This is a genomic window from Nocardioides sp. Root151 (assembly GCF_001427925.1).
Taxonomy (GTDB): domain Bacteria; phylum Actinomycetota; class Actinomycetes; order Propionibacteriales; family Nocardioidaceae; genus Nocardioides.
Genome location: NZ_LMGG01000004.1, coordinates 999489 through 1020415 on the forward strand (window position 1 = coordinate 999489; position 20927 = coordinate 1020415).

The window sequence follows — 20927 nt, forward strand, 5'->3', positions numbered from 1 at the left end:
TCGACACCCCGTGCGCCCCCACCACCTGATCACCTACCCGCGTGCCCTGCACCCGGGCGCGTGGTGGTTGTGGGCAATCGGGCTGGCCGCCGCCGCGAGTCGTACGACGAACCCGGTGCCGCTGCTGTTGATCATGGCGGTCACCTGGTTCGTCGTCTCGGCCCGACGTGGCGACACCCCGTGGGCGTCGTCGTACGCCCTGTTCTTCCGGCTCGCGATGCTGGTCATCGTGATCCACCTGGTCTTCCAGACCCTGCTCTCGGGCAACACCCAGGGCACGACCGTGATGTTCACGCTGCCGGAGATCCCGCTGCCGGACTCGACCGGCATCCAGCTCGGTGGGCCAGTCACCCTCGAGGGCCTGCTCACCGCGTTGTACGTCGCCCTGCAGCTGGCCGCCATCTTCTGCTGCATCGGTGCCGCCAACGCCCTCGGCAGCGCCCGGCAGCTGCTCCGCTACGTGCCGGCCGCCCTCTATGAGATCGGCGTGGCCTGCATCATCGCGTTGACCTTCGCCCCGCAGCTGGCCACCGACGCCCGCCGGGTGCGCGACGCGGCGCGACTGCGCGGCGGCAGCAGAGGGCGGATCCGCCGCTTCGGCCGTCTCGCGATGCCGATGCTCGAGGGTGCCCTGGAGCGGTCGGTCGCCCTGGCCGCGGCGATGGACTCGCGTGGCTACGGACGCACGACGGTCTCCGACCCGCGCCAACGACGCCTCACCTCGGCCCTTGTCGTCACCGGCATGGTCGGGGTCTGCCTGGGCATCTACGGCATCCTCAACGGCACCGCGTCCAGCTGGATGGGCCTGCCCGCACTGGCCGTCGGGTGCCTCCTCGGAGTGGCCGGACTGGTCGTCGGCGGGAAGCGCACCGGCCGCACCCGCTACCGCCCCGACCCGTGGGCGTTGCCCGAGCTGCTGGTCGTGGCCAGTGGGCTGACGGCCGCCGTGCTGACGTTCTGGCAGGTGCGCGTCGATCCGACGACGCTCGTGCTTGCATCGGTGTCGGACGTGCCGCCGGTGCCGATGCTGGCCTGCGCCGGAATCCTGGTCGGCCTGCTGCCGGCGTTCGTCGCGCCACCGCTGCCGTTGCCACCGCCCTCCCGTCGAGAGCGCGATCTCGAGGTGGCCGCATGATCGTCTTCGACCACGTCACGATCACCTATGCGAGCGCCCCCACGCCCACGCTGACCGACGTCGACCTGCACATCCCCGAAGGTGAGATGGCACTGGTGATGGGGCGCACCGGCAGCGGCAAGTCGACCTTGCTGCGCGCGGTCAACGGGCTGGTGCCGCACTTCAGCGGTGGCACCCTGCGCGGACGCGTCGTGGTCGACGGCCGCGACACCGCGACGCACCGCCCCCGGGACCTGGCCGACGTGGTCGGCTTCGTGGGCCAGGATCCGCTCGCCGGCTTCGTCACCGACAACGTCGAGGACGAGCTCGCCTACGGCATGGAGTCGCTCGGCATCTCTCCGGCGACCATGCGCAAGCGCGTCGAGGAGACCCTCGACCTCCTGGGCCTGGCCGACCTGCGCGGCCGTCCGCTGACCCACCTGTCCGGCGGGCAGCAGCAACGGGTCGCGATCGGGGCCGTGCTCACCACTCACCCGCGCGTCCTCGTGCTCGACGAGCCCACCTCGGCCCTCGACCCGCTCGGCGCCGAGGACGTCCTCGCCACCCTGCAACGACTCGTCCACGACCTCGGCATCACCGTGCTGCTGGCCGAGCACCGGCTCGAACGGGTGGTGCAGTACGTCGACCGCATCATCCACGTTCCCGGAAACGGCTCACCGGTCGAGTCAGGCCTGCCCGCCGACATCCTGGCCCGTACGCCGATCGCGCCGCCGGTCGTCCAGCTGGGGCGGGTGGCCGGCTGGAGTCCACTGCCGCTGACCGTGCGTGATGCGCGCCGCCGCTCGGTCACGTTGCGCGAGCAGCTGGCCGACGTACAACCGCCGGCGCACCGCGCCTCGACCCTCGGGGACGACGTGGCCGTGGTGCGCGACCTGGTCGCCGGCTATCCGAGGCGACCGGTCCTCCGCGGCATCACGGCCACGGTGAAGGCCGGCGAGATCGTCGCGCTGATGGGCCGCAACGGATCCGGCAAGTCGACGCTCCTGCGCACGGTCGTCGGCCTGCACAAGCCGACATCGGGTCGCGTCTTCGCCGATGACGTCGGCCTGGTGCCCCAGGTGCCGGCCGACCTGCTCTATGCGGCGACGGTCGCCGACGAGTGTGCGATGGCCGACCGTGATGCCGGAGTGGACGGCGGCACCACGCGCAAGCTGCTCGACCGGCTTGCCCCGGGCATCCCCGACGACCAGCATCCGCGCGACCTCTCCGAGGGCCAGAAGCTCAGCGTGGCCCTGGCGATCGTGCTCGCCTCGGAGCCGCGCCTCCTCCTGCTCGACGAACCGACCCGCGGGCTGGACTACGTCGCCAAGCACCAGCTGGTCGAGATGCTGCACCAGCTGGCCGACGCCGGACACGGTGTCGTGTTCGCCACCCATGACGTCGAGCTGGTCGCCGAGGTCGCCTCGCGGGTCGTCGTACTCGCCGACGGCGAGATCGTGGCCGACGGCGCCGCCCCCGACGTGGTGGTCTCCTCCCCCGCGTTCGCCCCCCAGGTGGCGAAGGTGATGGCCCCGCAGCCCTGGCTGACCGTGCACGACGTGGCCACCGCGCTGGGGCAGGCATGAGTGACGTCACCGCGGTCCGGGTGCACGCCTCCGCAGCCGTCGCGCTGATGCTGGCCAGCATCGTCACGCTCGGCGCGTTCGGCTGGCCGTTCATCTTCCAGCCGGGCGGCGGGGTCGAGGCGTCCTCGCACGGCAACGACGCGCCGTGGATCTTCGCCTTGATCCTGCCGCTGCTGGCCGCCATCGTGCTGGCCGAGCTCAACGCCGGCGGCATCGACTCGAAGGCGATCGCCCTGCTGGGCATGCTCTCCGCGGTCGGTGGCGCACTGCGTGCGCTCTCCCCCGGCGTCGCCGGACTCGAGCCGAGCTTCGCGCTGATCATGCTCGGCGGCCGGGTCTTCGGCCGCGGGTTCGGTTTCGTGCAGGGCTGCCTGTCCCTGTTCATCGGCGCCCTGATCACCGGAGGGGTCGGCCCCTGGCTGCCGTTCCAGATGATGGCCGCGGGCTGGGTCGGCTTCCTGTCCGGATGCCTGCCGCGCCGGCAGGGCCGCTTCGAGGTGGTCACCCTGGCCGTGCTCGGCTTCGGTCTCGGCCTGCTCTACGGCGCCTTGATGAACCTCTGGTTCTGGCCGTTCGGGCAGTACGGCGACGGGCTGAGCTTCACCGAGGGAGCCTCGACCGCGACGAACCTGGCCGCCTACGCGCGCTACTACGTGACCACGTCGGTGGTCTGGGACCTGGCCCGCGGCATCTTCACCTTCCTCCTGGTCCTGCTCGTCGGCACTCCCCTGCTGCGCGCACTGAGACGCGTCTCCCGGCTGGCCGCCTTCAATCCCGACGTGAGGTTCGAGCGATGAGCATCCGGATACTGGGCACGGGCTCGGCCGACGGTTGGCCCAACCCGTTCTGCACCTGCGCCTCCTGCACTTCAGCCCGTACGGCGGGCGAGGTGCGGGCCCAGACCTCGGCCCTGGTCGACACGTTCCTGCTCGACTGCGGCCCCGAGACATTGCGCACTGCCGAACGCCTGGGCGTGCCGCTGTCCGGCGTACGCCACGTGCTGCTCACCCACGACCACCCCGACCACACGGCTCCGGCGTTCCTGCTCTACCGCTCGTGGGTCACCTCGCCGGACGAACCGCTCGACGTGGTCGGGCCGGCGTCGGTGATCGACTCGGCGCGGCAGTGGCTGGCACCCGACACCCACGTGCGCTTCCACGCGGTGGCACCCGGCGACGTCCTCACGCTCGACGGCGGGGTGGTCCGCGTGCTCGGCGCGAACCACACCAGCGACGCCGTGCTCTACGACGTCACTGCGCCCAGCGGCCGGGTGCTGTATGCCACCGACACCGGGCCGCTGCCGTCCTCGACCGTCACGGCCGTCGCCGATGCGGCGTACGACGTGGTGCTGCTCGAGGAGACGTTCGGCGACTTCCTCACCCACGGCACCGCCCACCTCGACCTGCCGTCGTTCGCCGAACAGGTGCGGCTCCTGCGTGCGGCCGGTGCCATCACGTCGGACACCGATCTGGTCGCGGTACATCTCTCCCACCACAATCCGCCCACGCCCGAGCTGTCGCGGCGACTTTCGGCGCACGGCGCCCGCGTGGTCGCCGACGGGACCGAGTTGGGCACCAACAAGAGGGGCGACACGGAACAAGGATCCGGATCGCAGTCACCCGGTGACAGCAGATCGCATCCTTCCGGGCGATCGGGCACCGGACCCGGCCGAACCTTGGTGATCGGCGGGGCCCGCAGTGGCAAGTCGACCGAGGCCGAGCGCCTGTTGGCCGACGACGACGTGACCTACGTGGCCACCTCCTACCCCCGCTCGGACGACCCGGAGTGGGTCGAGCGGGTGCGAGTCCACCAGCAGCGGCGACCCCAGCACTGGAGCACTGTCGAGACCCTCGACCTCGTCGCACTGCTCTCGGCCGACGGCGGGCCCCTGCTCGTGGACTGCCTGACGCTCTGGCTGACCCGGATCATGGATCGGCACGACGCCTGGGACGACGCCATCTGGGCCGCGGGCGCGGCCGACCTGGTGACGGGCGAGGTCACAGACCTCGTCGCGGCCTGGCGTACGACGAACCGCCGGGTCGTCGCCGTCACCAACGAGGTCGGTCAGGGGCTGGTGCCGGACCGTGCGTCGCTGCGGCGGTTCCGCGACGAGATGGGGCGACTGAACAGCCGCCTGGCCGCCGAGACCGAGGACGTGCGCTGGTGCGTCGCCGGACGCGTGGTGGAGCTGTGAACGCGGTCTGGTTGATGCTCGGCACCCTCACCTCGCTGCGGGTGCCACCGCCGTCGCGGGTGGACCGGCAGGTAGCCGGCCGCGCCATGGTGCTGGCTCCGCTCGGCGGTGGCCTGCTGGCCCTGTTGACCGCCGGGCCACTGTGGTTCGCCGTCGACCGCGACGTCGGCCTCGGCGCCTGGGTGCTGGCCGTCATGGTGCTCGGGGCGTTGGCGTGGCTGACCCGCGGCATGCACCTCGACGGGCTGGCCGACGTGGCCGACGGGCTCGGTTCCGGGCGCCGCGGCGAGGGCGCCCTGGCCGTGATGAAGCAGTCCGACATCGGCCCGTTCGGCGTGGTCACGCTCGTCGTGGCCCTGATGCTGCAGGCAGCTGCACTGCAGCAGGCGATCTGGCTGGGTTGGGGTCCCCCGGCGCTTGCCGTCGCCCTCGTCGTCAGCCGCGGCGTGCTGCCGTTGCTGTGCACCCGCTGGTTCCCCGCGGCCCGTCCCGACGGGCTGGGTGCCACGGTCGCGACCAGTGTCGGTCTCGGGGGTGCCGTTCTCGGACTGGTCCTGGTCGGCGCAGCCGCCTCGGCCCTGGTCGCCCTGTCAGACCTCGCCCCGGGCTGGGGCGACGGGATCGGTCTCGGGCTCGATCCCGGGCTCGGAGTTCGACTCGCGGTGGCGAGTGCCGCATCGCTGCTGCCCGGCGTACTCCTCGCGCTGCGGGCCCGCAACAGGTTCGGCGGCGTGACCGGTGACGTCTACGGTGCCGGCGTCGAGATGACCTTCACCGCCAGCCTGCTCCTCACCCTCCTCGCCCTCTCCTGACCGCGCGAACCGTGCCTCATTGATGCGCGAACCGTGGGTTGTTGCGCTTCGAGCCGTGGATTCTTGGTGCGGGACCGCAAGGATCCACGGCTCGGACGTCAAGAATCCACGGTTCGCGCATCAAGAGTGCACGGTTGGTCAGGACTCGCGGACGGAGGTGTCGACGAACGGGGGCTTGACCACGGTGAAGACCTCGCGCCGACCGCGGACGTCGACCGCGACCTCGGAGCCGTCTTCGACGAACTTCGGGACCAGCGCCAGGCCGATGCCCTTCTTCAACGTCGGGGAGAACGTGCCGGAGGTGACCTCGCACAGCGGGACGTCGGCGGTCAGCCGGACGGACATGCCGGGGCGCGGGATGCCACGGCCGACGGCGACGAGACCGCGCAGCAAGCGGTCGACACCCTTCTCGCGCTCGGCGAGGAGCACGTCGCGGCCCCAGAAGGCGTCCTTCTTCCAGCCGACCGCCCAACCGACCCGGCCCTGGCTGGGGGTGACGTCGAGGGAGATGTCCTGGCCGTGGAGCGGGTAGCCCATCTCGGTGCGCAGAGTGTCGCGGGCACCGAGCCCACAGGCCAGCAGGCCGAACTCCTCGCCGGCCGCGACGAGGGCGTCCCAGAGGGCGCCGGCGATCTCGTTCTTCGCGATCAGCTCGTAGCCGCGCTCGCCCGTGTAGCCGGTGCGGCAGACCACGACACCGAGGCCCTGGAACTCGTCGCCGGCCAGCTTCGCCTCGACGAACGACATGTAGTCGTGACCGGTCGGCAGGCCGACCTTCTCGAGCACCTCGTCGGACCTGGTGCCCTGGACGGCGAGGACGGCGTACTCCTTGTGGTGGTTCGTGACGTGCACCCCCTCGGGTGCGCCGGCCTGCAGGCGGCGTACGACCTCGGCGGTGTTGGCGGCGTTCGGGACCAGCAGGATGTGCTCGTCGTCCTGGTAGTACGCGATCAGGTCGTCGACGATGCCGCCGGTGGCGTCGTCGCAGCAGAGCGTGTACTGCGCCTTGCCGGGGGCGATCCGGCCGAGGTCGTTGGAGAGCGTGGCATTGACGTAGGCCGCGGCACCGGGGCCGGTGACCATGGCCTTGCCGAGGTGGCTGACGTCGAAGATGCCGACCGCCTCACGGACGGCGGTGTGCTCCTTGACCACGCCGGAGGAGTACTCCAGCGGCATCGACCAGCCGCCGAATTCTGCGAACTTCGCGCCAAGGGCAATGTGCCTGTCGTGGAGGGGTGAGGTGAGCAACGAGGATGCGTCGGACATGGGCCGAACCTATCCCAACTACAGTGCTCGATGTGACGACGTACACACTCCGCAGCGCCAGCCCCGCCAAGACCCGAGCCGACGTGGTGATCGTCGGTGTTGCCAGGAACGGCAAGGGCCCGACCATCGCCACGGGCGGAGAGGACGTGGCCACCGCCTACGGGCGCAAGTTCCGCCCCCTGCTGGCCAGCCTCGGATTCACCGGGAAGGTCGGCGAGACCGCCAAGATCCCCACCAGCGGCACGATCAACGCCCCGCTGCTGCTGCTCGTCGGGCTCGGTGACCAGCAGAAGCTGACCCCCGCCGTCGTACGCCGGGCAACCGGCGCCGCGTCACGTGCGGTGACCAACGCGGCGTCCGTCGCCCTGGCCCTGCCGGCCGAATCGCCGGAGCTGGTGCGCGCCGTGACCGAGGGCTACCTCCTGGGCGGCTACACGTTCACCGACTTCAAGCGCGACTCGTTGCCCGAGAGCACCGCGGCCGGCGAGATCGTCGTGCTCAGCAGCATCGCCCGCCAGCAGGAGGCCGTCGCCGCGTTCGACCGCGCGCAGCTGTTCGTGGAGGCCCAGAACCTCACCCGCCAGTGGGTCAACCGTCCGGCCAACGACCTCAACCCGCCGTCGTTCGCCGAGGAGGTCGTGGCCCAGCACGCCGCCCTGACCAAGGGTCGGGGTGCCCCGAAGATCGACCTCAAGGTGTGGGACGAGAAGGACCTCGCGGCCGACGGCTGCGGCGGCATCCTCGGCGTCGGCGGCGGGTCGGAGACTCCCCCGCGCATGGTCAGGCTGACCTGGTCGCCCGAGGGTGCGACCGGCCACGTGGCGCTGGTCGGCAAGGGCATCACCTACGACTCGGGCGGCTACACGATCAAGCCGGCCAACTCGATGGTGACCATGAAGGAGGACATGGCCGGTGCGGCCAGCGTCATCCAGGCGCTGTTCCTGATCGCGAGGCTCGGCCTGCCGGTCAAGGTGACTGCGTGGGCGCCGATGGCGGAGAACATGATCTCCGGTGCCGCGATGCGCCCCGGCGACGTCCTGACGATCCGGGGCGGCACGACGGTCGAGGTCACGAACACCGACGCAGAGGGCCGGCTCATCCTGGCCGACGCACTCGTGATGGCCGCCGAGGAGAAGCCCGACACCATCATCGACATCGCCACCCTGACCGGCGCCATGGTCGTCGCGCTCGGTGAGAAGGTTGCGGGCCTGATGGGTTCGGACGACGTCGTCGCCGACGTCGAGGCGGCCGCCCAGTCCACCGGCGAGGCGTTCTGGCACATGCCGATCCCCGACGAGATGGCCGAGCGCATCAAGAGCAGCAAGGTCGCCGACATCGCGCAGCACGACTGGGTGCGCTGGGGCGGCGGGCTCTTCGCGGCCGCGTTCCTGCGAGAGTTCACCGACGGCATCCCGTGGGCGCACCTCGACATCGCCGGTCCCGGCTACAACACCGGCGGCGCCCACGGCCACACGCCGCCCGGCGGGACGGGCTTCGGTGTCGCCACACTCGTGGAGTACGTCGCCGCCCGCGCCGAGGCCGCATCCGCCGAGGCAGCGTCCGGCGACGCCTGAGCACACCGACGACACGAACGGGTCCACGCCGCTTCGGCGTGGACCCGTTCGTCTTTCAGGCCTTCTTCGCCTGGGCCTTCTTGGGCTGGGTCTTCTTCGCCGGGCCCTGGACGCCCTGGTGGCGCCGATCGCGGAACGACACCGCCGAGGTGGAGTCGTCACGGCTCTCGAAGAGCTCGGTGGCCCGCAGCAGGTCGGTGACCCGCTGGTAGCCGTAGTTGCGGGGATCCATCGACGACTGGTTGCGGATCCGTTGCCCGACCGCCGAGGCCCGCGCCCAACCCGACTCGTCGGCGGTGCCCGACACCGCCTCACGGAGGAGCTTCACGAGGGCCGCGTCACCGCGAAGCTTGGGAGTCGGGACCCGGGTCGGCGGCGCCGAGGTCGCGGCATCCGACGGTTCGTCGACGTCGTCGGAGGAGACGATCTTGTCGAGGTGGAGGAACTTCGTGCAGGCGTTCACGAACGGGGCCGGTGACTTGGAGTCGCCGTACCCGAAGACGTCGGCGCCCCGCTCACGCAAGTGCATCACCAACGGGGTGAAGTCGGCGTCGCTGGACATCAGGCCGAAGGCGTCGGGCTGGTCACGATGCAGCAGGTCCATCGCGTCGACCACGAGCGCGATGTCGCTGGCGTTCTTGCCCTTGGTGAGGGCGTACTGCTGGACCGGTCGGATGGCCCGTTCATGGAGGACGGCCTTCCAGTGGTTGAGGTGCGAGTCGTCCCAGTCGCCGTACGCCCGTCGGGTGCGCGCCTCGCCTTCGTTGGCGAGGTCGTCGAGCACCACGTCGACCTTGCTGGCCTGGGCGTTGTCGGCATCGATCAGGAGCACGATGCGGCGCCGTTCGCCGGTGTCGCTCACTGGTTCTTCATCCGGCGGTTGTAGTCGCGCATGCGCTGCGGGATGCCGACCACCGCGGCGTCGTACGACGGCACCTGGTGCTTGTTGGCGAAGCTGTGCGCCCACTGCACCGACGCCACCCGGCGGCGGGTCCACTCACCGTCGTGGGCGACCAGGAGCAACGTGACGTCACTGACCGCGGTGCGTGGTTCCACGAAACCCTCGACCCCCCGACGCGAGGTGACGAAGTCGCGCAGGTGCTGCTCGTCGGCGGCGCTGGCCGCGCGCACGCTCGTCGAGCCGGTGCGTGCACCGCCGGTGGGGCGGCTGCTGCGCGAGCCGCGTCGGAATCGGTCGAACAAACCCATGCGGACAGTGTGACGCACGGGTCGACATCTCGTCCGCAAGAAGGGTGGTGTCGGCCCGGTTGGAGTTAGTGCAAGGATGGGCGGCGTCGTTTCATCAGGAGTGGAGGACAACGTGGCAGACGCGGCAACACCGCAGGCCGGCAACACCTTTGACGTGGTCATTCTCGGAGCCGGTTCGGGCGGCTACGCCTGCGCCCTGCGCGCGGCTCAACTGGGCCTCACGGTGGCTCTGGTCGAGAAGGGCAATCTCGGAGGCACCTGCCTCCACGTCGGGTGCATCCCGACCAAGGCCCTGCTGCATGCAGCAGAGGTCGCCGAAAGCGCTCGAGAGGCCAGCCAGTTCGGCGTACGGGCCACGCTCGAGGGCATCGACATGGCCGGGGTCAACGCCTACAAGGACGGTGTCGTCTCCCGTCTCTTCAAGGGGCTGACCGGCCTGATCAAGTCCCGCGGCATCACCGTGGTCGAGGGCGAGGGAAAGCTGACCTCCCCGACGACGGTCGAGGTCGCCGGAACGACGTACACCGGCAAGAACGTGGTGCTGGCCTCCGGCTCCTACTCGCGTTCCCTGCCCGGCCTCGAGATCGACGGCGAGCGGGTGATGTCCTCCGAGCACGCCCTGCGTCTCGACCGGGTGCCGGCCTCCGCGATCGTGCTCGGCGGCGGCGTCATCGGCTGCGAGTTCGCCAGTGTCTGGAAGTCCTTCGGCGCCGACGTCACCATCGTCGAGGCACTCCCCCGGCTCGTCGCCGCCGAGGACGCCGCCTCCTCCAAGGTGCTCGAGCGCGCGTTCCGCAAGCGCAAGATCAACTTCCTCACCGGCACCCGTTTCGAGTCGGTCAAGACCACCGACTCCGGCGTCGTGGTGACCGTCGAGGGCGGCAAGACGATCGAGGCCGAGATCCTCCTCGTCGCGGTCGGCCGCGGGCCGACCACCGACGGGCTCGGGTACGACGAGGTCGGCGTCGCCATGGACCGCGGCTTCGTGACCACCGACGAGCGGCTGCGCACCAACGTGCCCGGCGTGTACGCCGTCGGCGACATCGTCCCGGGCCTGCAGCTCGCCCACCGCGGCTTCCAGCAGGGCATCTTCGTCGCCGAGGAGCTCGCGGGACTCTCGCCCCAGGTGATCGACGAGTCCGGTATCCCCCGGGTCACCTACTCCGACCCCGAGCTCGCCTCCGTCGGCCTCACCGAGGAGCAGGCCCAGGAGAAGTACGGCGAGGTCGAGTCGCTGACCTACGACCTGGGCGGCAACGGCAAGAGCCAGATCCTCAAGACCCAGGGCTTCGTGAAGCTGGTCCGCCGCAAGGACGGCCCGGTCGTCGGCGTGCACATGGTCGGCGCCCGCGTCGGCGAGCTGATCGGTGAAGCCCAGCTCATCTACAACTGGGAGGGATACGCCGAGGACGTCGCTCCCCTGGTGCACGCCCACCCGACCCAGAACGAAGCGCTCGGCGAGGCCCACTTGGCCCTGGCCGGCAAACCGTTGCACGCGCACGCCTGACCACCCCAAGATCTGTACAGACCCACAGAAGATTCGAGCGAAGGAAACACATGGCCACCGAAGTCACCCTCCCGGAGCTGGGCGAATCCGTCACCGAAGGCACCGTCACCCGCTGGCTGAAGCAGGTTGGCGACTCGGTGGCCATGGACGAGCCCCTGCTCGAGGTCTCGACCGACAAGGTCGACACCGAGATCCCCTCGCCGGTAGCCGGCACCCTGCTCGAGATCAAGGCCAACGAGGACGACACCATCGAGGTGGGCGGGCTCCTGGCCGTGATCGGCGCTGAGGGTGAAGGTGGTGGCGCAGCTCCTGCTGAGGAGGCCCCCGCCGAAGAGGCACCTGCTGAGGCACCCGCTGCCGAGACTCCGGCCGCGGAAGCGCCCGCGGCCGAGGCTCCGGCCGCTGAGGCACCGGCTGAGCCCGCTGCCCCCGCCGAAGCCCCCGCCGAGCCCGCTGCTCCCGCCGCGTCCGGCGGCTCGGGTGCGGGCACCGAGGTCAAGCTCCCCGAACTGGGCGAGTCGGTCACCGAGGGAACCGTCACCCGCTGGCTGAAGAACGTCGGTGACGACGTGGCCGTCGACGAGCCGCTGCTCGAGGTCTCCACTGACAAGGTCGACACCGAGATCCCCTCGCCGGTCGGCGGCACGCTCCTCGAGCAGAAGGTCGCCGAGGACGAGACCGTCGAGGTCGGCGCCGTGTTGGCGATGATCGGTGACAAGGGTGCCGCCCCGGCAGCAGCCGAGGCACCGGCCGCTCCCGCCGCTGAGGCACCCGCGGCTCCCGCCGCTGAGGCACCCGCGGCTCCCGCCGCTGAGGCACCCGCCGCTCCGGCGGCTGAGGCTCCTGCCGCTCCCGCCGCTGAGGCACCCGCCGCTCCGGCGGCAGAGGCTCCTGCCCCCGCAGCGCCCGCAGCGCCCGCCGCCTCGGCCGCCAGCTCCGGCAACGAGGACGCCGGCTACGTGACCCCGCTGGTGCGCAAGCTCGCCAACCAGCACGGTGTCGACCTGGCCAGCGTCACCGGTACCGGCGTCGGTGGCCGGATCCGCAAGCAGGACGTGCTCGACGCCGCCAAGGCCAAGGAGGCGCCGGCACCGGCAGCTCCCGCCGCGGCCGCTGCTGCACCTGGTGCCTCCGCTCCTGCTGCGTCAGCCGCACCCACGCCGTCCCCGCTCCGCGGCAAGACCGAGCCGCTGAGCCGCCTGCGCAAGGTGATCGCCAAGCGCATGGTCGAGTCGCTCCAGGTGTCGGCCCAGCTCACCCAGGTGGTCGAGGTCGACGTCACCAACATCGGTCGCCTCCGCGACTCGATCAAGGCCGACTTCGTGGCCCGCGAGGGCGTCAAGCTCTCGTACTTCCCGTTCTTCGCCAAGGCGACCATCGACGCGCTCAAGGCCCACCCGGCCCTGAACTCGCAGGTCGACGTCGAGAAGGGCGAGGTCACGTACTTCGACGCCGAGCACCTCGCCATCGCGGTCGACACCGAGCGCGGCCTGCTCAGCCCGGTGATCCACAACGCCGGCGACCTCAACGTGGCCGGCCTGGCCCGCAAGATCGCCGACCTCGCCGACCGCACCCGCAACAACAAGGTGAAGCCGGACGAGCTCTCGGGTGGCACGTTCACGCTGACCAACACCGGCAGCGTGGGCGCCCTCTTCGACACCCCGATCATCAACCAGCCGCAGGTCGCGATCCTCGGCACCGGCACGGTCGTCAAGCGGCCCGTGGTCATCGACGACCCGAACCTGGGCGAGACCATCGCGGTCCGCCAGATGGTCTACCTGTCGCTGACCTACGACCACCGCATCGTCGACGGCGCCGACGCGGCCCGCTTCCTCCAGGACGTCAAGCAGCGCCTCGAGGCAGGTTCGTTCGAGGTCTGAGACCCCAGCACGAAGCGCAGACGGCGCGCGTCACCCGGAGACCGGGGACGCGCGCCGTCGCCATTTCCACTGCGTGGCTCGATCCGCGGGATGGCCTCGTTGGCGCGTGACGGGGACCGTGACAGGCTTGGGCCATGGACGTCGTCATTGCCGGAGCATCCGGATTCCTGGGCACCCATCTGACCCAGAGCCTGCGCACCCGCGACCACACGGTGACCCGGCTGGTGCGACACCCGGCACAGGCCGACGACGAGTCGCAGTGGGACCCCTACGCCGACCAGGTCGACCAGTCGGTCATCGACGGAGCCGACGTCGTGATCAACCTCGCCGGGTCTCCCCTGCTCGGCAACCCGCACTCGACGAAGTGGGCCGACGACCTGGTCCGCAGCCGAGTCGCGACCACGCGCGTGCTTGCCGACGCGGTCGCCCGCAGCCAGGCCACCGGACACCCCACCGCGTTCCTGGCCGGCAACGGCATCTCGTTCTACGGCGACCACGGCGAGTGCGTGATCACCGAGGAGACCGAACCCGAGGGCGAGGCCTTCCTGACCGGCGTGACCAAGCTCTGGGAGGAAGCCGCCTCCCCCGCCGTCGACGCCGGCGCGCGGGTGTGCGTCCTGCGCACCGCACCGGTGATGGACCGTCGCAGCTCTCCCCTGAAGCAGATGCGCATCCCGTTCAGGATCGGGCTCGGTGCCCGGATCGGCAACGGGCAGCAGTACTTCCCGATGATCTCCCTGCGCGACTGGCTCTCCGCCGTCGTGCACCTGGCCGAGAGCGACTCGGCCTCGGGACCGCACAACCTGTGCTGCCCGGTGACCCCGACCAATGCCGACTTCACCCAGGCCCTCGCCAAGGCGTTGGGAAGCCGCGCCTTCGTCGCCGTGCCGTCGATCGTGCTGGACAAGGCCGCGGGGCGCATGGCACCGGAGATCCTCGGTTCCGTCCGTGCCGAGCCGGCCGCCCTGCTCGCCGAGGGCTTCGAGTTCGCCGACAACGACGTCCGCGACGTTCTCGCAACCGGCCTCAGGCACTGAGGTCGTCGGTCTCTCGTCGAACCGGCCCCGGTCAGCGGACCTGGCCGACCAGCCAGGCACCCCGGCGTCTCACCAGCGTCACAATGCGACGATCGGCACTGTCGGCAGGCAGGGCCAGCCGTTGACCGCGACCGACCGCCACGGCCCCGACCAGCCGATCGGTGACCTGCACGACGAGGCGCCTGGGCTCACGGTGCACCAGGCGGAACGCGAGCACCTGCTGGCGCAGACCTTCGACGTGCAGGCCGCGGGCGGCATAGGCGCGCAGCAGGCGTACGTCGTCGACGCCGGCACCCTCGGCGTACAGGCGACGGAGCGCCAGCGCATCACCCGCGGAGTACGCCGCGGCGCGCCGTGCGTCCCAGGCCGAAAGGATGCGCCGGGCCTCGACCTCCCACGAGCCGGCCGAGACGGTCGCCCGGGCCGCCGACGTGACCGGCTCCGCCACCCCCGCCGTGTCCTCGACACGATGCGTCGAAGAGCTGGCCCGGGCGAGCACGAGCACACCACCGACCGCGGCCGCCACGAACAAGGCGGCCACGGCGCCGAGCACCACTCCCCGGAGGTTCACCCCACCACCCTGACCCAGCGCGGACAATCGCGCATCCGGTCATCCACAGGCGCTCGACGGCTGGGCACATCCGGCGTCGTACCGCCCCGGGAGTAAGGTCGAATCCGTGCCAATCGAGTTCCGTGAAGCAGGCCTGGGCGCCGACGCCGTCGACTACCGCGAGGCGTGGGAGATGCAGGGCGAGGTCCATGCCGCAGTCGCCGACGGCGCCGACGACGTCGTACTCCTCCTGGAGCACCCGCCGGTGTTCACCGCCGGCACCCGCACCGACCCCCACGAACGTCCCGCCGATCCCGGCGGCGCGCCGGTCATCGACGTGAACCGCGGCGGCAAGATCACCTTCCACGGGCCCGGCCAGCTGGTCGGCTACCCGATCGTGAAGCTGCCCGAGCGGGTGAAGGTCGTCGACTACGTGCGTCGCGTCGAGGAGGCCCTGATCGCGGTCTGCGCCGACTTCGGCGTCACCACCGCACGCATCCCCGGACGCAGCGGTGTCTGGCTGACGGCCGACGAGAAGGGCCCGGAGCGCAAGATCGCGGCGCTCGGGCTGCGCGTCTCGCGGCGGGTCACGATGCACGGGTTCTCGCTCAACTGCAACGTCGACCTGGCGTGGTATGACCGGTTCGTGCCGTGTGGCATCGCCGACGCCGGGGTCACCTCCCTGAGCCGTGAGCTCGGCCGCGACGTCGAGGTCTCCGAGGTGATCCCCAGCGTCGAGAAGCACGTGGCCGACCTGCTCGCCTGGAACGACTACACGCCGACCCCCGACTACGAGCCCCGGCCCGAGCCACCGCGACTCAACCTGATCCGCCCCGGCACCTGACGCCTCGGTGGTCGAGGAGCGAGGGACGAGCGTCTCGAAAGCACCCGGCGAGGCTCACGCCGTACGACGGCCGAGAGTGGGAGCCTGATCCCCGCGACCCGCACGAGGTGGGACGAACAGCGGGACGGGGACAGGCACATGGCCGAGATGGTGATCGAGACCCAAGGTCTCCAGAAGGTGTTCCACACCAGGCGCGGAGGTCGGCGCATCGCGGTGCGCGACCTCGACCTGCAGGTGCCGGCCGGTGGCGTGCACGGCTTCCTCGGCCCCAACGGCTCGGGCAAGACCACGACGATCCGGATGCTGCTCGGGCTGGCGTCGGCCACCTCGGGCACCATGCGCCTGTTCGGTCGCGACGTGCCGCACCACCTCGCCGAGGTGCTGCCGCGCATCGGCGCGGTGGTCGAGTCGCCCAAGTTCTCCCCCATGTTCTCCGGCCGCCAGAACCTCCAGCTGCTGGCCGGAACCATCGGCGTGCCGACGACCCGGGTCGACGAGGTGATCGAGACGGTGTCCCTCACCGGGCGGGACGGCGACCCGTTCCGGGCCTACTCGCTCGGCATGAAGCAACGCCTGGCCATCGCCGCCACGCTGCTGAAGGATCCTGACCTGCTGATCCTCGACGAGCCCACCAACGGACTGGACCCGTCCGGGATCCGCGAGATCCGGGAGACGATCCGCGACCTCGGGGCCCGTGGCGTGACCGTGCTGCTGAGCTCGCACATCCTGGCGGAGGTGCAACAGGTCTGCGACTCCGCCACGATCATCGGACAGGGCCGCATGCTGGCCACCGGCAAGGTCGACGACCTGATCGGTACGGGCACCTCGTGGCGGGTCGGCGTACCCGATCGGGCCGAGGCACTCCGCGTCCTCGCCGAGGGCGGCCTCACCGGGCGGATGGCCGCCGGCGAGATCATGGTCGACACCGACGACCCGCAGGCGATCACCCGCACCCTGGCCGCCGCCGGCATCTACCTGACCGAGCTGGTCGCCGAGCGCGCCGACCTCGAGTCGGTCTTCCTCCAGCTGACCGAGGGAACCAGCCTCGACGACACCGCGAGCCACCCCGACCCAACCGCGGACACGACGTACGACGAGGGCGAGGCCCGCGCATGAACCTCCTCAAGGTCGAGCTGACCCGCCTGCGCTGGCGACGCGCCGCGCTCCTGATCCTCCTGGCCGCCGTGGTGCTGCCGATCATCTTCATCGCCGCCACCGCCTGGAACACCCGACCGTTCAGTGACGCCGACGTCGCCGACGCCGAGTCCCAGATGCAGATGCAGCAGCAGTACGCCGAGGAAGACATCGCGAACTGCATGGCACATCCACGCCAGTACGGCTTCGAGGCCGATGAACCAGACCTCGAGTCCCTCTGCAGCCAGAGCATGGTCCCGCCTGACGACATCTCCAACTACCTCTACCGCGACCAGCTGAGCACGCCCTACGCCCTCGACGGTCCGGGCCTGTCCGCGGCCACCTTCATGGTGCTGCTCGCCCTCATCCTCGGTACGACGTTCGCCGGCGCCGACTGGGCGTCCGGCTCGATGAGCAACCAGCTGCTCTTCGAGTCGCGCCGTCCCCGCCTCTGGCTGGCGAAGGCCGCCGCAGCGGTGATCGGCGGAGCCCTCCTCGCCGTGGTGGGGCTGGTGGTGTTCTGGGCGTCGTACGCCGGCCTCGCGGGCTTCCGTGACGTGGAGCTGGCCGGGTACGCCGACGACATCGGCACCCAGGTGCTGCGCGGCACCCTCTTCGCCGGGGCCGCCGCACTGGGTGGCTTCGGGGTCACGATGCTGTTCCGCAGCACGGTCGCCAGCCTCGGCCTCCTGCTCGCGGGGGCGGTCGGCGGGTCGATGCTGATGGCGGTGCTCCCCTTCGACGACCCCGAGCGGTGGATGTTCCACTCCAACGCCGCGGCCATCCTGCAGAACGGGTACGAGTACTGGCCCTCAGGCGGCTACTCCTGCATGGACGACTGCAGCGACATCATGCTGCACCTCTCACTCACCCACGGCGTGGTCTACTTCGCGGTCGTCCTGGCAGTCCTCACGGCCGTGTCGGTGTTCTCGTTCCGCAGTCGCGACGTGCCCTGATTCCGCGGTGCACGGATGCCCGTCGGTCGGCGTACTGACGGGTTCACGGCGGATTGGGGTGGCCTTCCTCACGGGCGTAAGGTTGCGGCTGTGACGCAAGCTCCCGCCGCCCCGACCTCACCCACAGCTCCCAACGGCCGCAAGCTGCTCCGACTCGAAGTGCGCAACGCGGAGACCCCGATCGAGCGCAAGCCCGAGTGGATCAAGACCAAGGCCAAGATGGGCCCCGAGTACAACGAGCTGATGAAGCTCGTGAAGTCCGAGGGCCTGCACACCGTCTGCCAGGAAGCCGGCTGCCCCAACATCTTCGAATGCTGGGAAGACCGCGAAGCCACCTTCCTCATCGGCGGCGAGCAGTGCACCCGACGCTGCGACTTCTGCCAGATCGACACCGGCAAGCCGCAACCGCTCGACCGCGACGAGCCCCGCCGGGTCGCGGAGTCGGTGCAGAAGATGGACCTGCGCTACGCCACCATCACCGGCGTCGCCCGCGACGACCTCCCCGACGGCGGCGCCTGGCTCTACGCCGAGACGGTCCGCAAGATCCACGAGCTCAACCCCGGCACCGGCGTCGAGAACCTGATCCCCGACTTCAACGGCAAGCCCGACCTGCTCGCCGAGGTCTTCGAGTCCCGCCCCGAGGTCCTGGCCCACAACGTCGAGACGGTCCCGCGGATCTTCAAGCGGATCCGTCCCGCATTCACCTACGAGCGCTCCCTCGGCGTGATCACCGCGGCCCGCGAGTTCGGCCTGGTCACCAAGTCCAACCTCATCCTCGGCATGGGCGAGACCCGCGAGGAGATCTCCCAGGCACTCACCGACCTCCACGAGGCCGGCTGCGAGCTGATCACCATCACCCAGTACCTCCGCCCCTCGCTGCGCCACCACCCGGTGGAGCGTTGGGTCAAGCCGCAGGAGTTCGTCGAGCTCATGGAGGAGGCCGAGGACATCGGCTTCTCCGGTGTGCTCTCCGGGCCGCTCGTGCGGTCGTCGTACCGCGCCGGCCGCCTCTACAAGCAGGCGATGGAGCGGCGCGAGCTCGTCTGACGTAGTCTCCACCCCGCACTGATTCGAACTGATTGATATCCAGAAGGCCAAACACATGTCGACCCCTGTGGCACCCGAGAACATGAAGCGCCGTCAGCAGCTCGTGCAGACGTACAAGATGGCGAAGAAGTCCGACACGAAGATCGGGCTCTGGATGCTCGGCGCCTTCATCGTCGGCGCCGCCATCGGTTTCGGCCTCTTCTACATCCTCCCCGGATCGGGCGTGCTCGGCCTGGTCATGGCCATCGTCGGGGCGCTGCTGTTCGGCATCCTCTTCATGATGATCGTGTTCGGTCGCCGGGCGCAGAAGGCCGCGTTCAACCAGATGGACGGCCAGCGTGGCGCCGCCGCAGCAGCCCTGGGCATGCTCCGCCGTGGCTGGAAGACCGACCCCGCAGTCGCCTTCACCAAGCAGCAGGACGTCGTGCACCGCGTCATCGGCCCGCCCGGAATCGTGCTCGTCGGCGAGGGCTCCCCCGCCCGTGTCAAGCAGCTGCTGATCAACGAGCGCCGCAAGCACGAGCGGGTCGCCTCCGAGACGCCGATCCACGAGATCGTCTGCGGCAACGGCGAGGGCGAGGTGCCGCTGCCCAAGCTGGTCAAGCACGTCACCAAGCTCGGCAAGAACATCAAGGGTGCCGAGATGACCGACCTGCTCTACCGGATCAAGGCACTCGACGCGAACCGCTCGAACATCCCGCTGCCCAAGGGCCCGGTGCCGACCAACATGAAGGGCCAGCGCGGCAACCTGCGCGGTCGCTGACCCCGCCGAGCCACTCGCGTGTGCACCCTGCCTCAGGCAGGGCAGACAGTGTTCATCGCGGCGCCCGCCCAGACCCCGAGCATCTCGTCGGCCAACGTCGAGCCGGCACCGAAGTACTCCAGGCCCTTGCCATTGGCGCCGTTCGGGTTCATCTTCCCCCCGTCCTTCGGGTCTCCGATGGTCCGCGTCTCCATGAGCTTGATCGCGACCGGGAGCCCGGCCTCCCGCAGGGCGGCGTAGCCGGCGTCGACCTGCTCGTCGCACGACGGGGTGAAGATGCCGAACATGGCGGCACCCTCCTCGGCGTTGATCACCAGCCAGTTCGCCGAGGTCGGTCCGTTGAGGCTGTACATCGGGATGTAGCAGTGGTGTGCGCTGGCGCTCGTGGTGCCGAGTGCGACGGCGGCCACGACGCCGGCACCCGTGATCACGCTTCGTCGAATGATCCTGCTGGCGTTCATAGGGCGACTCCTCCGTCCAGACCCCGGCCTGTCCGGGATCGGCCTTCGAGTCCACCAGACCCGCCAGCGCACCCACATCACTCACATTGGTGAACCGGTGGATGGGGTTCGTCGTACGCCGGTCAGGGCTTGGCGGCACCCGTCGGGTAGGGCTGGACCTTGCTCGCCGGCGGAGCCACGATCTTCACCGGCTCGCCCCACTTCGACATCTTGAGCTCCATGGAGCCCTGCGCGTCGAGCTCGGCGGTCATCTTCGCGAGACGGCCCTCGTCGTCGAGCCACACGTCGTAGTCGAGGGTGTCGGGCACCTTGCCGGCCTGGTCGCCGAGCGTCTTCTTGAACGCCTCGGTGTTCGTGGTCAGCACGTAGTGCCGGGTGTGCGCGCCGTCGACGGAGTCCTCGCCGACCAGGGTGACCTTCTCCAGCCCCTGGCCGAACATCTCGACCGTCGACTTCGGGTCGAACGACGAGAGTCCGCCGAGGCTGGCGGCCATCGGGTTGTTCGGGTCGTCGAGGTCGATCTTGTAGAAGACGTCCTCGGTGCCGGCGCCCAGCATCGGCATCGCCAGGTACATCCCGTCGTCGACGACGCGGGCCTGGATCGACTGCTCACCGAAGGCAGGGGCCGACATCTCCATCGACATCCTGGGCTTCTCGCCCGTGTAGTCCACCTGGCCGGTGGCGGTCATCACGAGGCCGGCGTTGACCAGCTCCATGGTGATGTGCGCGGTGTCGATGCCCTTGAACGCCGACTCGATCTCCTTGGCGAACTCCTTGGCGTCGACCTCCTCGCCCACCGGGGCCACGCTGCTCGACGTACCGCCGTCGCCGGAGGAGTCGACCGACGCCGAGGTGGACTCCTCGGAGGAGCCCGCCTTGCCGTCGTCGTCGGGTCCGCAGGCGGTGACGCCGAAGATCAGCAGCGGGACGACCGCGGCGGGCGCCAGACGGTGCCGGGCAGGGCGACGGTGAAGAGTGCGCATGCGCACCAAT

Annotated in this window: 20 protein-coding genes; 14 read left to right on the forward strand and 6 right to left on the reverse strand. The window is 70.3% G+C overall.

Annotated elements, in window-relative coordinates:
- The first annotated feature begins 10 nt into the window (after positions 1-10).
- The 5 genes from ASD66_RS13330 to ASD66_RS13350 are packed head-to-tail and all read left to right on the forward strand — an operon-like array spanning position 11 to position 5706.
- Positions 11-1135, forward strand: a complete 1125-nt coding sequence (locus ASD66_RS13330) for an energy-coupling factor transporter transmembrane component T (RefSeq protein WP_056891194.1) — start codon at positions 11-13, stop codon at positions 1133-1135.
- Positions 1132-2700, forward strand: a complete 1569-nt coding sequence (locus ASD66_RS13335; protein WP_056891195.1) for an ABC transporter ATP-binding protein — start codon at positions 1132-1134, stop codon at positions 2698-2700. Before ASD66_RS13330 ends, ASD66_RS13335 begins: the two co-directional genes overlap by 4 nt.
- The gene (locus ASD66_RS13340) at positions 2697-3497 is read left to right on the forward strand and encodes an ECF transporter S component (RefSeq protein ID WP_056678481.1); all 801 of its coding nucleotides are present in this window, start codon (positions 2697-2699) and stop codon (positions 3495-3497) included. Before ASD66_RS13335 ends, ASD66_RS13340 begins: the two co-directional genes overlap by 4 nt.
- Positions 3494-4894 (forward strand): bifunctional adenosylcobinamide kinase/adenosylcobinamide-phosphate guanylyltransferase, encoded by a 1401-nt coding sequence (locus ASD66_RS25285; RefSeq protein WP_056891196.1) that lies wholly within the window; start codon positions 3494-3496, stop codon positions 4892-4894. Before ASD66_RS13340 ends, ASD66_RS25285 begins: the two co-directional genes overlap by 4 nt.
- Positions 4891-5706, forward strand: coding sequence for an adenosylcobinamide-GDP ribazoletransferase (locus tag ASD66_RS13350; RefSeq protein WP_056891197.1), 816 nt, complete (start codon positions 4891-4893; stop codon positions 5704-5706). Before ASD66_RS25285 ends, ASD66_RS13350 begins: the two co-directional genes overlap by 4 nt.
- Before the next feature lie 138 nt (positions 5707-5844).
- On the opposite strand, the gene gcvT is transcribed toward ASD66_RS13350, so the two are convergent.
- Complete coding sequence (gcvT, locus tag ASD66_RS13355; RefSeq protein ID WP_056891198.1) at positions 5845-6972, reverse strand: glycine cleavage system aminomethyltransferase GcvT; 1128 nt, start codon at positions 6970-6972, stop codon at positions 5845-5847.
- A gap of 32 nt (positions 6973-7004) precedes the next feature.
- Here gcvT and ASD66_RS13360 point away from each other — a divergent pair, with 32 nt between their 5' ends.
- Positions 7005-8546 carry a leucyl aminopeptidase gene (locus ASD66_RS13360; protein WP_056891465.1) on the forward strand — a complete coding sequence of 514 codons (1542 nt, stop codon included), beginning with the start codon at positions 7005-7007 and terminating at the stop codon, positions 8544-8546.
- 55 nt (positions 8547-8601) lie between these two features.
- Here ASD66_RS13360 and ASD66_RS13365 read toward each other — a convergent pair whose 3' ends face one another.
- Entirely contained in the window at positions 8602-9408 is an 807-nt protein-coding gene (locus ASD66_RS13365; RefSeq protein WP_056891199.1) for an NYN domain-containing protein, read from the reverse strand.
- Complete coding sequence (locus ASD66_RS13370) at positions 9405-9755, reverse strand: hypothetical protein (RefSeq protein WP_056678488.1); 351 nt, start codon at positions 9753-9755, stop codon at positions 9405-9407. Before ASD66_RS13370 ends, ASD66_RS13365 begins: the two co-directional genes overlap by 4 nt.
- Positions 9756-9831: 76 nt before the next feature.
- Between ASD66_RS13370 and lpdA the strand changes: the two genes are divergently transcribed.
- From lpdA to ASD66_RS13385, 3 genes are all read left to right on the forward strand, one after another.
- On the forward strand, positions 9832-11262 hold the full coding sequence (gene lpdA / locus ASD66_RS13375) for a dihydrolipoyl dehydrogenase (protein WP_082599485.1): 1431 nt from the start codon (positions 9832-9834) through the stop codon (positions 11260-11262).
- A gap of 50 nt (positions 11263-11312) precedes the next feature.
- Positions 11313-13142: a 2-oxoglutarate dehydrogenase, E2 component, dihydrolipoamide succinyltransferase gene (gene sucB / locus ASD66_RS13380; protein ID WP_056891201.1), complete on the forward strand. Its 1830-nt coding sequence runs from the start codon at positions 11313-11315 to the stop codon at positions 13140-13142.
- 134 nt (positions 13143-13276) lie between these two features.
- A complete protein-coding gene (locus tag ASD66_RS13385; protein ID WP_056891202.1) occupies positions 13277-14179 on the forward strand; it encodes a TIGR01777 family oxidoreductase in 903 nt (300 codons plus the stop codon).
- A gap of 31 nt (positions 14180-14210) precedes the next feature.
- On the opposite strand, the gene ASD66_RS13390 is transcribed toward ASD66_RS13385, so the two are convergent.
- Entirely contained in the window at positions 14211-14750 is a 540-nt protein-coding gene (locus ASD66_RS13390) for a hypothetical protein (protein ID WP_156388662.1), read from the reverse strand.
- A 106-nt stretch (positions 14751-14856) separates the two neighbouring features.
- Between ASD66_RS13390 and lipB the strand changes: the two genes are divergently transcribed.
- The 5 genes from lipB (at position 14857) to ASD66_RS13415 (ending at position 19473) form a co-directional block, all read left to right on the forward strand.
- Entirely contained in the window at positions 14857-15573 is a 717-nt protein-coding gene (gene lipB, locus ASD66_RS13395; RefSeq protein ID WP_082599486.1) for a lipoyl(octanoyl) transferase LipB, read from the forward strand.
- A gap of 138 nt (positions 15574-15711) precedes the next feature.
- The gene (locus ASD66_RS13400; RefSeq protein WP_082599487.1) at positions 15712-16689 is read left to right on the forward strand and encodes an ABC transporter ATP-binding protein; all 978 of its coding nucleotides are present in this window, start codon (positions 15712-15714) and stop codon (positions 16687-16689) included.
- Positions 16686-17663, forward strand: coding sequence for an ABC transporter permease subunit (locus ASD66_RS13405; RefSeq protein ID WP_056891204.1), 978 nt, complete (start codon positions 16686-16688; stop codon positions 17661-17663). The genes ASD66_RS13400 and ASD66_RS13405 overlap by 4 nt, the downstream gene beginning before the upstream one ends.
- 90 nt (positions 17664-17753) lie before the next feature.
- The gene (lipA, locus tag ASD66_RS13410; protein WP_056678508.1) at positions 17754-18710 is read left to right on the forward strand and encodes a lipoyl synthase; all 957 of its coding nucleotides are present in this window, start codon (positions 17754-17756) and stop codon (positions 18708-18710) included.
- A 55-nt stretch (positions 18711-18765) separates the two neighbouring features.
- Positions 18766-19473, forward strand: coding sequence for a DUF4191 domain-containing protein (locus ASD66_RS13415; protein WP_056678511.1), 708 nt, complete (start codon positions 18766-18768; stop codon positions 19471-19473).
- Positions 19474-19505: 32 nt separating this feature from the next.
- Here the strand turns inward: ASD66_RS13415 and ASD66_RS13420 are convergent, their stop codons facing one another.
- Together ASD66_RS13420 and ASD66_RS13425 are read right to left on the reverse strand one after the other, a co-directional pair.
- Positions 19506-19934: a hypothetical protein gene (locus ASD66_RS13420; protein WP_056891205.1), complete on the reverse strand. Its 429-nt coding sequence runs from the start codon at positions 19932-19934 to the stop codon at positions 19506-19508.
- A 122-nt stretch (positions 19935-20056) separates the two neighbouring features.
- Positions 20057-20917 carry an LppX_LprAFG lipoprotein gene (locus ASD66_RS13425; RefSeq protein ID WP_156388663.1) on the reverse strand — a complete coding sequence of 287 codons (861 nt, stop codon included), beginning with the start codon at positions 20915-20917 and terminating at the stop codon, positions 20057-20059.
- Between the last annotated feature and the right edge of the window lie 10 nt (positions 20918-20927).

Excerpts from the sequence above, each read along its gene's own strand:
- ASD66_RS13335 (WP_056891195.1), top strand. The coding sequence starts at position 1,132 with ATGATCGTCTTCGACCACGTCACGATCACCTATGCGAGCGCCCCCACG.
- ASD66_RS13340 (WP_056678481.1), top strand. The coding sequence starts at position 2,697 with ATGAGTGACGTCACCGCGGTCCGGGTGCACGCCTCCGCAGCCGTCGCG.
- ASD66_RS25285 (WP_056891196.1), top strand. The coding sequence starts at position 3,494 with ATGAGCATCCGGATACTGGGCACGGGCTCGGCCGACGGTTGGCCCAAC.
- gcvT (WP_056891198.1), bottom strand. The coding sequence starts at position 6,972 with ATGTCCGACGCATCCTCGTTGCTCACCTCACCCCTCCACGACAGGCAC.
- ASD66_RS13370 (WP_056678488.1), bottom strand. The coding sequence starts at position 9,755 with ATGGGTTTGTTCGACCGATTCCGACGCGGCTCGCGCAGCAGCCGCCCC.
- lpdA (WP_082599485.1), top strand. The coding sequence starts at position 9,832 with ATGGGCGGCGTCGTTTCATCAGGAGTGGAGGACAACGTGGCAGACGCG.
- sucB (WP_056891201.1), top strand. The coding sequence starts at position 11,313 with ATGGCCACCGAAGTCACCCTCCCGGAGCTGGGCGAATCCGTCACCGAA.
- ASD66_RS13385 (WP_056891202.1), top strand. The coding sequence starts at position 13,277 with ATGGACGTCGTCATTGCCGGAGCATCCGGATTCCTGGGCACCCATCTG.
- ASD66_RS13400 (WP_082599487.1), top strand. The coding sequence starts at position 15,712 with ATGGCCGAGATGGTGATCGAGACCCAAGGTCTCCAGAAGGTGTTCCAC.
- ASD66_RS13405 (WP_056891204.1), top strand. The coding sequence starts at position 16,686 with ATGAACCTCCTCAAGGTCGAGCTGACCCGCCTGCGCTGGCGACGCGCC.
- ASD66_RS13415 (WP_056678511.1), top strand. The coding sequence starts at position 18,766 with ATGTCGACCCCTGTGGCACCCGAGAACATGAAGCGCCGTCAGCAGCTC.
- ASD66_RS13420 (WP_056891205.1), bottom strand. The coding sequence starts at position 19,934 with ATGAACGCCAGCAGGATCATTCGACGAAGCGTGATCACGGGTGCCGGC.
- ASD66_RS13425 (WP_156388663.1), bottom strand. The coding sequence starts at position 20,917 with ATGCGCACTCTTCACCGTCGCCCTGCCCGGCACCGTCTGGCGCCCGCC.